Origin of the sequence: Levilactobacillus spicheri DSM 15429, from assembly GCF_001435095.1 — a bacterium.
In the GTDB taxonomy this organism is placed as follows: domain Bacteria; phylum Bacillota; class Bacilli; order Lactobacillales; family Lactobacillaceae; genus Levilactobacillus; species Levilactobacillus spicheri.
Map to the genome: position 1 here is coordinate 126,721 of NZ_AZFC01000028.1, position 13,650 is coordinate 140,370.

A 13,650-nucleotide genomic window follows, 5' to 3' on the forward strand; every position below is an offset into this window, starting at 1 on the left:
GCTCAGGCTGGCTTCGGAGTCCGACACTTGAGCGCTCAGGCTCTCAGCCGAATCGGAAGCGGCACTCAGACTCTCAATGGACGTCGAGTACTCGGACAACGAGGTGGCGGATAAGGAGCCCGCCGATTCACTATCCCAACTACTCAGGTCACTCAGGCTCTGGTCGGCGGTCGACCGCGACGCGCTGGCCGTTGAACGACTCTCAGCGGCGGACGTCGCGGCACTGGTCGACGCGGACGCCGTAGAAACGGAGGCCGTTTGCGAGGCACTGATGTCGGTCGAAACGGAGGCGGATTGTGACGCCCCACTGGCTTCAACGGACGCGATGCTCTCGCTGGCCACGGACCACTCGGACTGGGCCGAGTACTCGCTGGCCGACTGTTCACTCAGGCTGGTCAGGGCATCCGAGACGCTGTCGTTACTTTGACTAGCGTTGTTCATGCTGGTCAACGACTTGCTGATTTCGGCATTCTGGCTGGCTTCGGAAGCCGACAAGTTACTCAAACTAATGGTCGAGAGCGATGCCAACGAATTCGAAGCGCTGGTCAAGAGACTGTCAGCGGCACTGGTTTGTTGGCTCAGGCTGGCCTCGGCGGTCGAAATCAAGGAAGCCGATTCGGCGTCACTGAGGGAGACCTGACTGAGACTGTCAGCACTCTGGGAGGCCGCGCTCAAGACCTTGCTCAACGAGGTGTCGGCCGAAAGACTGGCCGACCGGTCAGCGGACTGGCTGGCCGAAACCGACGCGGAGTCGTCAGCTGAATTGCTGGCCGACTCGCTGGCGGAATCGTGCGCGGACGTTTCACTTAACGAGGCGTCACTCACCGACTTCAGCGAAGCCGAGGCGCTGGCTGACAACTGACTCATGCTGGCTTCGGACTCGGAAACCATCGAGGTCGATTCGGAACCGGACAATGACTGTGACGTGACACTGGCCGTTGACTGCGAGAACTGGTCGAGCTGACTGGTCAGCGACTCCGACCGGTTGCTCAGGCTCTTCAGGGACGTCGAGTACTCGGACAAGGACGTCGTCGACAGGGATTCTGCCGCGGAGTCGTCCCAGGTACTCAGGTCACTCAGGCTGGCGTTCGCCGAGGCCCGGGACGCAACGGCCTCGGACTGACTTGCGGTCGAGGCAGCGGCCGCGCTGACGGAAGCCGCCGATTGCACGTTCGCGATGTCCTGTGACTCGCTGGCCGAGACGGTCGCGGAGTCCACTTGGGAAGCGGCCTGCGATGCCGTGACGGATTGACTCTGGCTGTTAACGGACAGCTCAGATAAGAACTGACTTTCACTGGTCGACTGGGTGCTCAGACTCTTCAGGGCGTCCGAGACGCTGTCGTTGCTTTGACTGGCACTATCCATGCTGGTCAGGGAGCGACTGATTTCATTGCTCTGGCTGGCCTCGGAAGCCGACTGGTTACTGATACTGGTTTCAGAAATGGATGTTAAGGCGGTTGAGTGAGCGGAGAGTTGACTGATGTCAGCGCTGATCCGGGCACTCAGGCTCCGTTCAGTGGAGACCACTTGCGAGGTCCGCTGCGAGCCACTCAAGGATACTTGACTCAGGCTGTTGTCCAGGCTGTCGGCGGCACTTTCCACCGAAGCGACGGACTGATCAGCCGAGATGCTGGCCGACCGGTCGGCGGACTGGCTGGCGGAGATCGACGCGGAGTTGGCGGCCGAGGCACTCGCCGAGTCGTGAGCGGACGTCTCACTTAACGAGGCGTCACTCACCGACTTCATGGAAGCCGAGGCGCTGGCCGACAGCTGACTCATGCTGGCTTCAGATTCTGAAACCATCGAGGTCGAGGCGTTGCCGGAAAGCGACCGTTGACTGATGCTGGCCTCAGAATCCGAGAGATTGCTCAGTTCCGTTGAGGCCGACTGCGACTGCTGACTCAGACTGACTAAGGACGTCGAGTACTCGGATAACGAAGCGGCGGATAAGGATCCGGCCGATTCGCTGTCCCAGCTGGTCAACTCACTCAGGCTTTGGTCGGAGGCCGACCGTGAAGCGCTGGCCGTCGATTGGCTCTCAACGGCACTCGTCACGGCACTGGTCGAGGCGCTGGCCGCGGATTCAGCACTGGTTTGCGAGGCCGCCGCGCTGGTGGCAGCGGACGTGGACGCTGAAGCCGCACTGGCTTCAACCGACGCCGTGCTGTCACTGGCGACGGACCACTGTGACTGCGTCGAGTACTCGCTAGCCGACTGTTCGCTCAAGCTGGTCAGGGCATCCGAGACGCTGTCGTTACTTTGACTGGCGTTATCCATGCTGGTCAACGACTTGCTGATCTCGTCACTCTGGCTGGCTTCGGAAGCCGACAGGTTGCTCAGGCTGGTGGTCGACAGGGAGTTCAGTGCTTGGGAGTGCGCCGACAATTGACTGATATCGGCACTGGCCCGGACACTCAAGCTAGTTTCGGCGGACGCAACGCTGGCCAATGCGGAGGCATCGTTCAACGACCGTTCACTCAAACTGTTGTTGCTCTGGAGAATCTCGCCACTCACCACGCTCAACGACTGGTCAGCCGAAACGCTAGCCGAGTTGTCGGCGGACTGACTGGCCGAGGTGCTGGCCGACTCACTCGCGGACTGGTGAGCCGACGCTTCATTCTCGGAGGCGGCGCTCAGCGAGGTCATCGCCGAGGCGGTACTCTTGGAACCGTTACTCATGCTGGCTTCGGAGGCCGACACTTGCGAGGTCGATTCGGACCCGGATTGCGATTGCAGCGTGACACTATCCGCGGAGGCTGACCCCTGCTTGATCTGACTGGCAATGGAATCAGAGTGCTCACTCAGACTGACCAAGGATTCAGAGTATTCGGACTGCGACGCCGTGGATAAGGAAGCCGCGTCGCTGCCATCCCAGGTACTCAGATCACTGAGGCTCTGGTTGGCCGTCGACCGGGACGCACTGGCGTTGGCTTGACTCGTCAACTCAGAGGCCTGGACGCTCGCGGAGGCGCTGGCCTGCGAAGCGACACTAGCCTGCGACTCGCTGGCCGCCGTCGAAGCGGAGCTGGCCGCGTCAGCCGATTGGGAACCGGCGACGGACTGACTCGTGCTGTTGACGGACAGCTGAGACGTTGCTTGACTCTCGCTCAGTGACTGATTACTCAGGCTTTGCAGGGAGTTTGACACGCTATCGTCCGTCTGACTGGCGTTGTTCATGCTGGTCAGGGAACGACTGATTTCGGTGCTTTGACTGGCCTCGGAAGCCGATTGGTTACTGAGACTCGTAGCCGAAACGGAATTTAAGGCTTGTGAATTTTCAGATAAAAGACTGATGTCGGCGCTGGTCCGAGCACTCAGGCTGGCTTCAGCGGAGGCAACTGCTGACGCGACTTGTGAGGCGTCAGCCGAGGCGACGCTCAGGCTCTCCTCGCTCGCGCTGGCTTGGCTAATCGCCGTGCTCAGCGATTCTGCGGCCGAGACACTGGCGGACTGGTCAGCCGAAACGCTCGCGGAGTTCTGGGCTGAGTCGCTGGCCGAGGCACTCGCCGACTCGTGGGCCGATGCTTCGTTGGAAGCCGCTTCACTCAAGGACTTCAGCGAAGCCGAGGCGCTGGCCGACCACTGACTCATGCTGGCTTCAGATTCTGAAACCATCGAGGTCGACTCGGATCCGGAAGCGGACAGTTGACTGACACTAGCTTCGGAGACGGTGACCTGGCTCAGCAGGTCGGATAACGAGACGGCGAAGTCGCTCAGACTGTCGATGGACGTCGAGTACTCGGATAACGAGGTGGCGGACAAGGAGTCCGCGGCGCCGCTATCCCAAGTGTTCAGGTCGCTCAGGCTGTCATTGGCGGCCGACCGGGACGCACTGGCCGTGGACCGGCTGGCCTCAGTCGATGCGGCTTGGGCCAAGGACTTGGAAGTCTCGGATTCAGCCGCATCCTGCGACTGGCTGGCGGAAATGGCCGCGCTCGTGGACTGAGACGCTTCGGTGGAAGCGGCCGTCTGTTCACTTTGACTGGCGGCGGACCACTCGGAGCGGTCGGCGCTTTCACTCGCCGACTGGGTGCTCAGGCTCTTCAGCGCGTCCGAGACGCTGTCATCCGTCTGACTGGCACTATCCATGCTGGTCAGCGACTTGCTGATCTCGGCACTTTGGCTGGCTTCGGACGCCGACTGGTTACTGATACTGGTATTTGAGATGGAATTTAAGGACGTCGAAGCGGCGGACAGCTGACTGATGTCGGCACTGGTCCGGGCGCTCAGGCTGGCTTCGGCGGTCGAGACGCTGGCCGTGGAAGCCGCGTCGTATAAGGACCGCTCGCTGAGACTCTCGGCGGCGCTGTTCAGGGCACTGCCCAGGTCACTCAACGACTGGTCGGCCGAAACGCTGGCCGAAGTGTCGGCGGACTGACTGGCCGAGGTGCTGGCCGAATCACTCGCGGACGCGTGGGCCGATGCTTCACTCTTGGCCGCGGTACTCAACGAGGTCATGGCCGACGCGGCACTTTCAGCCGAGTCACTCATGCTGGCTTCGGACGCCGAGACGACCGAGGTCGATGCGATTCCGGAGATGGTCCGGTCGCTTTGACTGGCCTCGGAATCGGAGACCTGACTCAGCAGGCTCGTCGTGGCCGATGCCAAATTGCTCAAGCTGCTCAGGGATTCGGAGTATTCGGACTGGCTCATCACGGACAGCGACTTTTCGTCACTGGCGTTGGTGGAGACCAGGTTACTCAGGCTATCCAGGGCGGCCGAGCGGGAACCACTCGCCTGCGACCGGCTATCGTCGGCCTCTGAGGCGGCGCTGGCCGATTGATCGGCACTCTGGGAGGCGTCCGCGATGGACGTGGAGAGGCTCTTAGAAGTGACAATCGATTTGCTCGTGGCTTGCGAGTCCTTCGTTGAAAGGCTCTGACTGGCCACGGACCACTCGGACTGGGCCGAGTATTCGCTGGCCGACTGGTTGCTCAAGCTGGTCAAGGCGTCCGACACGCTGTCGTTACTTTGGCTGGCGTGGTCCATGCTGGTCAGCGACTTGCTGATCTCGGCGCTCTGGCTGGCTTCGGAAGCCGACAGGTTGCTGAGACTGGTGGTCGAAAGCGACGCCAACGACTGCGAGGCCGTCGACAAGGCACTGATATCAGCACTGGTCCGGGCACTCAGGCTAGCTTCCTGCGTCGATTGACTGGCCGCGGAACGCGCGTCGCTCATCGACTGGTCACTGATGCTGGCCAGACTCAAGGACATCGCGCTGGTCACGCTGGCTAACGACTGGGAAGCCGAGACGCTCGCGGACGCGTCTGCCGACTGACTGGCCGAGGTGCTGGCCGAATCACTGGCGGAGGCGTGGGCCGAGGCCTCACTCTTGGAGGCATCGCTCAGGGACCGCATTGACGCGGAGGCACTGGCCGAGACCGTGCTCAAGCTACTGATGGCGCTGGCCTGCAGGGACTCGGAGGCCGAGTTCTCGACGGACCGGGTGCTCAGGCTGGCTTCGGACTGCAAGATTTCACTGTTCTGGCTCGCCGTCGAGTTGGCCAACTCGCTGAGACTGACCAGAGAGTTAGAGTACTCGGAAAGCGACAGGGCCGAAACGGAGTTAGCGGAATCACTGTCTTGAGACGGCAAGTTTTCCAGACTGATGACGGAAACCGACTGGTGCAGGCTGACCAGAGAACGGCTTTGGCTCGCCTGGGCCGAGGCTTTCGCGGAATCGGTGGCTTCGGATTCCGCCACACTCGTCGACGCGGAGGCACTCGTGGTCGACTTCACCGCGTCACTCGCGATTTGTGAATTCTTCGTGGAAATACTTTGACTGGCCACGGACCACTCGGATTGGGCCGAGTACTCACTGGCCGACTGATTGCTCAGACTGGTCAGGGCATCCGAGACGCTGTCGTTGCTTTGACTGGCGTTAGCCATGCTGGTCAACGACTTGCTGATCTCGTCGCTCTGACTGGCTTCGGACGCCGACAAAGCGCTGAGACTGGTGGTTGAGAGCGAGGCTAACGACTGCGAAGCCGCCGATAAGGTGCTGGCGACCTGACTGGCTACCAGGCTCATGCTGTCTTCGGCGGACGTGATGTCGGCTAACGACTGCGAATCACTGGCGGACCGGTCACTCAGGCTGTTGGCGCTCGCCGACATGGCGCTGGTGACCGAATTCAACGACCGGTTGGCCGAAACGCTCGCGGACGCATCCGCGGAGACGCTGGCCGAGGTGCTAGCGGAGGCCGAGGCATCGAGGTAACTGTTCGAGGCCTTGGCGATGCTGTCTTCGGCGGAAGCAACGGAGGCTTCGGACCGGGCGTCGGAGACCAGGCGTTCACTGCCGCTGGCTTCGGACGCGTTAATCTGCGAGATCAACTGCGACGTTGACGCGGAGATTTGCGCCAGACTGGCCTCGGACTGCGAGGTCACAACGGACACGCTGGCGGCAGACTGCGAGTACCGGGAGTCGTTGATCGACGTCGAGATACTCCGGACGGCCGACTGCTCGTTGCTGAGGCTCTGCAGCGATTCGGACAAGGCGTTGCTCTGGGCGGCGTTAGAGTTCAGGTAATTGCTGAGACTCTCCGCGTTCTCGGAGAAGCCGGACTGGTCCCCATTGCTGGCCAAGCTGTACATGCTTGCGGAGAATGCGGACAGGTCGCTGTCTTCAGATTGTGAAATAGCACTCAAACTGTTTAATTGCGACGTCACGGCCGAGGTGACCATCGACGTCGAATGAATGGCGTTACTGATGCTTTGGTCGGTCTGTGAATTCTGTGCGGAAACCGATTGGTCGGCCTGACTTTGGCGGTTCGACAGAACGGTGGCAACGGACTCGGACTTAGAAGCCGAGGCACTGACTTGACTCAGGCTGGCTTCGGACGCGCTCGTTTCAGCGCTCTGTGATACAGCTTGTGAGGCTTGTACAGATTGACTTGCGCTGGTGCTGAGCGACGTGGACTTCGAGGCCGAAGCCTGACTCTCACTCTGCTCAGCCGATTGACTGGCTTGAGACGTCGATTGATCGCTCAGGCTGGACAAGGAAGCAGACACGCTGTCGTCTTGTTGACCGGCGGCGTCCATGCTATCCAGCGAGGTCGAGATCTGCGCGCTTTGACTCTGCTGAGCCGAGGTAAAGGCACTCTGACTGGCGGTCGAAACGGAGGCTTGGCTAGCCGACTGTGCGGACAGCTCACCTAAGTCGCTCGCAAGGCGCTCGCTCAGGCTGGCTTCGGAAACGGACATGGAGTCCAGCGAATCAGAATCGGAAGCGGACCGGGCACTCAACGAGTTGTCGCTGTCGATGGCCGAAGTCGAGGCGTCGCTTAACGACGACTCGGCGTCCGACTGACTGGCCTCATCTTCACTGATGGACGCGGATTGCGAATCGAGAATACTGGTCGATTGCGAGCCTACCACTTCTTGTGAATCACTGATCTTTTCGCTTTGGAGCACGTTGGCCGACCGGCTGGCTGATACGTCAGCGGAGGCACTGTCTAATTGCGAGGTCATGCTGGTGACAATCATGGATTCGGACAGTGAGCCGAGAGCTTCACTGGTGTAAACCTCAGCCACAGCCGATTGGGTGATGGTCTGGTTACTCGTTGGATCGAAAAGCGTCAGGGTAACCGTGTGCGTCCCGGGCGTCCCCCAAGTCCATGGCGCCCCATCAGCCGACACAGTACTCGTAGTAACGGGTAACGGATTCCCGGCAGCGTTAGTAGCCGTTGTCACAAAGTCCGTTGCCTGAACCGTTGACCCAACGGTAGTCCGCACTTCATGGGTCGTCAGTTTTGGCAGATATTGCTCATCGGTCGTTTGAACGATGTTAATCTTCCCAGTAGCGGTCTGCAGTAAGGCCGCGGTCGGTAAGACCTGTCCGGATTGAACCAGCGTCTGCAACTTCGCCAGTAAGGCGTTCGCTCCGGCCTCAGTCAAGTGATACGTGTAATCATTGACTTTAGCGTCATCATTCATGACGGTGAGCCAGCTACTGTCCAACGTAATAGGTGTCGATGTACTGCTGTTATTCCAAGAAGCATTGTAGGTCACGTTATTCAGCAGAGAACTTGCATTCTGACCATTGTAGCTTCCCGTCTCCGTTGGCAGATCCGTTAAGTTAAAGTCAGCAGCCGCATTAGTGTAGGCAAAGGTAACGGCCCCGGTCGTCCCACTGACCGTCAGGGTCGCCGGGTTCGTGTTCCCTACAACGCTCCAACCTGCATCTGCAGTTGGCGCAGTGACGGTGACCTGACTGCCTACTAACGTGTAGACTTTCGATCCGTTAGCCGCCTTCATGCTGCTATTGTTGAAGGCTGTCGACATCGTCTTATTACTACTATCCGCAACCTTCGTGTTGATCGTAATCGTCGCCAAATTCAGGTTGTACCCGGCGGTAAAAATAGCCCCACTGGAGGCAACCTTGGTAGCATACCCAATCGTCAACGGTAATTTCCCGTATCTTGTGTTGCTCTGATACGTGCCATCATCTTGATAGTTCAGTTCATCGGCACCGTCGTGATAGCTCCCCGCCTCATCAACCGGCGGAATCAACCCCGTGGTAGACTTGGCGAATTGTTCCTTTGCCAACGCTTGCCCATCTCGAAAGGCCTTCGTTGCAACGGTCAATTCTTGAGCGTAGCTTTCCTTAAGCACCGTTGTAATCAACTTCGCCAGATAATCCTGGTTACTTTGCTTAACAGTGTTATCGGGAAGGTTGACCGGCGTTTGCGTATACGTCATCGTCCCGGTCTGACCAACAATAAATTGTGGAAGGGAGGCAACGGCAGACGTTGACAATCCTAGGCCTTGATACCGAAGCAAAAGTGGCCAATTGTCAGCCGTCAAATTACCCGCTTCACTGGCAGATGGCATCGCCTGTCCACCCTTGAATGATGGATCCAATTGCGGGTTCAACGCTGTCCCATTGTCTTCATTTGTAACGTTTTTATCTTGAGTCGCTACTTGATAGACCAGTTTATCAGCTAACAGCATCCCTTGATAGGTTGCGTTGACCCCTCTCAGAGCCTGCAAGACCTTGGTGTAAGCCTGAACGGTCACCTGGAAGTGGGCCGCGGCTAACCCGTCATCGGACCCACTGTTATAAACAAACGCCTTTTGGTTTTCACTAATTTGAGCGTCCGAAATGTTTGGCGTGTGCTGGTAGTCCAGTACAGCCCCGTTAACGGCATCATATTCAGCATCATACAGGCTCTGGATGACCTTCTGGGCCCCCGTCCCCTGACGGACATAGTCCAAGGAACTGCTACCGAAGCTGTGAGGAGCCGCTGCCAGCAGCTCACTGCCTTCGGTGGCCGTAATCATGCCCTTGGACACCATCTGATTGATAATGTCGTCCGGCGTGGACTTCTTCGTGCCCCCCAGCGCATCATTTGAGGCAATCGACATGACATTTCCTAGAACCTTTTGCGTCCAGGCATACCCGGTCGCCTGCGATAACAGACTCAATGATTTACCATCATTGGTGTTCATAATCTGGCTAGGATCTGACTCACTATAACCGTCCACTTGCGTTTGATAGGGTGATTGAGTCCCCGTTCCATAAACACTAGAATTGGCGCCCAAAAAGTCATTTAAGGCTTGAGCCTCACCCTTGGCCCAGTTACTTTCAATCGCCGTCTGGATATTGCCCCGGATAGCGTGGTACATACTGTTCAAGAAGGTCGAGTCCAGTAACGATGAAAACCCAAAAGTTTTAATCAGGGCCGACATGTTGGCATTCAGACTAACGGCCGTCGATAAATCAGCCGGTGCGTAGTCAGAATCGTCAATCGTTCCGCCAATTGATCGAATATCGGACAAGGCTTGCTTGGCAATACTGTTCACCAATGAAGGAGCAATCGCCTTAATATAGGTTCTCAGTTCGGTCGTCGCCTGGGAGATCAGGTTCCCCACTTCACTGCCGTCGCTGGTGTACCCCAACGTATTAGAAGCAAACCCTGAGGCGCCCGAAATCAGGCTATCAACGCTGGCCGTCATCGCAACGAGGCCCCCGCCAAAGCTGCTGGTACTGGTCAGTTGGCTATGGTCATACGTTACAGCATTCAACAATTCATTGGCATTCCCAGAATCCGCATCGCTCGAGGCCGTCTTAATCTTGTCCAACCTTCATCCCAGCCATAAAGCTGGCCGTCACAGATGTATACCCACCATTATAGTTAATGGCATTCGTCCCAGTCAGAGCCCCACCGGAGTAACTGCTTCCTTTCCAGTTAGGCGTTTGATTGGCGTCATCGTTTGCCATTGCGGTATTGTCCGTGTACGCATCCACCATGTTAGAAAGGGTGGCCACCCCTGTGCTAATATTCGAGGTCTTTCCCGAGATATAAGCACCGATGGCATCCCCAATGGTGGACCCATTGTTTAAGTCGATCTGGGCCAAAGCCGCCTTGATATCCTTGATGGCGTCGGCTACCCCAATCTTGTAGTTGGCGTTCGTCGTATCCGCGACCGCCTTGGCTTGGTCCAGGGTCAGGCCGTAAGTCTCCGTGGCCATCTTCAAGAAGCCGTTCAGGTTCAGGGTCCCGTCAGCGTTGGCTAGGTCACTAAAGTTTAAGGCATCTAATTCTTCGGCATCGTTCCCCGCATCGGAAAGCGATTCGCTCTCACTCGCATCAGCCACGGACCCACTAGTCTCGTTAGCCGATGGCGTCTCATTTTCAGTTGTAGGAGTTGAGGCTTTGGTTGAGGTCGTACCATCCGTTTGTGTCGTTGCAGTCTCTGTCGTTGTCGTATTGGCTGTCGTATCTGTTGTCGTGTCGTTCGCGTTAGCGGCAGGCGTAGCAGAAGAAGTGGCACCCGTCTGCGTCGTATCAGCCGAAGTCGTGCTACCGGTTGCCTCCGATGACGTCGTGTCATTTTTAGTCGTGTTTTCATTACCACTGGTCGATGTCGATTCACTCGGCGTCGACGTGCTGGCTTCCGTGGTGCTCTGACTCTTTTCCGTTGCGGAAGTCACGGTCGTCTGCGACGTGGCCGGGATGGTCCCGGTCGTCTGGGTCGCGGCGACGTCCTCCTTGTCGACGGTCTTGGCCGCCATAGTCTTGGTGTCCGCCTTTGCTGCGGTCGGACTCACGGTCCCCAGGCCGAGCAGTCCACTCAGCGCAGAGATCCCCGCGACGAGCCACTTCCTGCCTGCCTTGTACATCTTAAAATGCTTTTTACTATTGGACCGGAACAATTCCGATGCGCGTTTCGGATCTAATCCCTTCATTTAATCGCCCCATTATTCAGTCATCCTACAATAATCTTTGTATAATCCTACTTATAATACCACAGATTTTTCCATGTGGATAATGATTCAGGGAGATAAGTTTTCGTTGTGAACCGTCCCGCGTTGCTATTTTCAACATTGTTCCACAACGCCCAGCAGATAAGACCGGACGCAACCATTTCACAGTATAAAGTTGCTTTATTGTTTCGATTAGAAAGTTCATCTTTTCTGCTTAAATGTAAGTGCTTCCAACTACTCGTGACGCCCCTTTTTAAATCACCCCATGATAAATTGGTCTAACTTACGATTTACCAATTGTCAAAAAATAGTTCATCTTTACATCTTTTAACAAGTATCCCAATTCTGCTAGTGACAGTTCACGGCCCTTTATATCATGAAATTAATTTTCACAAAAATATTTTTTTATTTTTGACCTCGCGGTTTGGTGTTTCAACGCACAAACAACGAATAACCCGTTAGCGGTATGTGTCATCGTGAGAACAAAAAAAGGATTCGAGAATCATTTCTCCAATCCTGGGACCAATCGTTCTGATTTTTAGCGGCTACCGCACCCGTTGTAGCCCCGTTACCGTAACCTTGAAGAGCCCCGTCCGCACGTTTTGGTGATAGGCGTGACGCATCATGACCGTGAAGGTGTGGTGATACTCCGGCACCGCCACGTACTGGTAGCGCTGGATGTTCTGTTTGAAGGCGCTGGGCGACTCCATGAAGTTCTCCTGGCCGACCCCCTTATCGGTAAAGAAGTAATAGTTCGCCAGAAAGCCGGCGTAGTAGCTATCGACATCCCCGGGGTGCGGGTCGACCAGCAGGACCCGCCGGTGGCTGTAGTGGGTCCAGGGTTTCCCGGTCCGGGCCAGCTGAATCGGCAACGTCGAGCGGTTCATCCGGTTGGTGAAAGTCGTCCCGTTAATCTCCGAGTACATCATGATGATGGCGAAGAAGATCATCAGGAAGCTCCCCAGCTGGTAGGCGTTCTTGGTGCGAATCGACTTGAACGCCCGCAGGTCCCGCTTGGTGAAGTCCTGCTCGTACAGCGCGGTGTCCAGATAGTAGGCCAAGACCATCGCCCCGATGAACAGGTTCAGCACCACCGTACTCGACATATAGCGCTCGAACCCGTCCAGGGTAATCGCCTCCGCGTAGGGCATCGACAGAATGTACATGCCGAACAGACTGCCGTAATACAGGATGAAAATGACGTCGAGCAACAGCGCCAGCTTCACAAGCGGCGTCCGTTGGTGGCTGACCACCCGCAACAACAGCCAGCTCACCAGCAGCACGACGTTGATCAGGAGAATCCCCTTGGTCGACAACGACTGCTGACTGAAGATCTGGTCGAGGAACCGCTGGCCAATCTTGTAGACGGCCCGAGTCCCCTCGTGCGCCAGTTGCTGGCTGTAGGCCTGCGCACTGATCTCGTGTTTGGACTCGGTAAAGGTGGTCTTGACGTGCCACTCCCACCAGAGAAACGGCAGGACCATGGTCCCCACGGTCAGCGCCAACCGGCCCAGGACCGTCAGCGTTTGTCGCCACCAGCGGCCCTGCGCCTGCCGAATCAGGCTGGTCAGCAGGTAGCCGACAAGAACGACCACGAAGAAGGCCGCCGAGTTCTTCACCAGTAGGAGTACCGCTCCGACCAGGCTCACGTGAGCGGCCTGAAGCCACGGGCGCCGGCGGTACACGTAAACACCGACCAGCCCGGCGACCGCCAGTACCGGCAGAACGTAGTCGACCAGCAGATTGTTCAAGCGGATATTGATGTTAAAAACGTAGGAGACCGCAATCGTCAGGCACAGCAAGAAGCTGGTCAGCACCCGGCTCCGGTCCCGTAGCACGGCGAAGACCGAGTAAGACGCCGCCCAGATCAGCAGGAACTGGGCAATCAGCATCGCGCCCTCGCTGAAGCCGACCCAGTGGACGAACTGGGTCATGAACAGCGCGGTGGCCGGCGGGTACGAGGTAAAGGAGATGATGGCGTCGTGGGCACCCGGCAGATGCCCGGTAAACGTCAGGAATTTCACCATGACCGCCCAGTGCGAGAAGTTGTCGTAGTGGATCAGCGGGCTGTGCCCCAGCACGTTGGCCATCGCGAGCCCCAGGCCGATCATCCACAGGTCAAAGACGTGCAGGCCTTCGAAGGGCACGGCCCCCTTGCCCAGGCGGCCCAGAACCGTCCAGATCACCAGCATGCCGATGCCCAGCAGCGTGACCACCCAGATGCCCAGGTTAAGCCAGCCCAGCATGGCGAAGACGTACAACAACAGAATCTGCGTCAGCATGTCCGTCAGCCACGATAAGTACGGACTGACCCCCAGTCGCCGGTAGGTCGCGTTATAGCCCATTAATCCCAATCCGTAAAACACTAACCCCAGCCACGCCATGGTCGTCCTCCTTTTCGTTTCCAGAATACCCCGTGTAAGTTAACGCCGCCTCAACGC

2 protein-coding genes and 1 pseudogene are annotated in these 13,650 nt (G+C 57.5%); all 3 read right to left on the bottom strand.

The features are described from left to right. Window positions 1-10,083 (bottom strand): annotated as a pseudogene (locus tag FD37_RS13050) (hypothetical protein); the annotation flags it as partial. Next, window positions 10,070-11,191, bottom strand: coding sequence for a KxYKxGKxW signal peptide domain-containing protein (locus tag FD37_RS08510; RefSeq protein ID WP_056964793.1), 1,122 nt, complete (start codon window positions 11,189-11,191; stop codon window positions 10,070-10,072). The pseudogene FD37_RS13050 and the gene FD37_RS08510, both read right to left, overlap by 14 nt. 563 nt (window positions 11,192-11,754) lie before the next feature. Then, on the bottom strand, window positions 11,755-13,593 hold the full coding sequence (locus FD37_RS08515; protein WP_056964795.1) for a glycosyltransferase family protein: 1,839 nt from the start codon (window positions 13,591-13,593) through the stop codon (window positions 11,755-11,757). Window positions 13,594-13,650 lie beyond the last annotated feature (57 nt).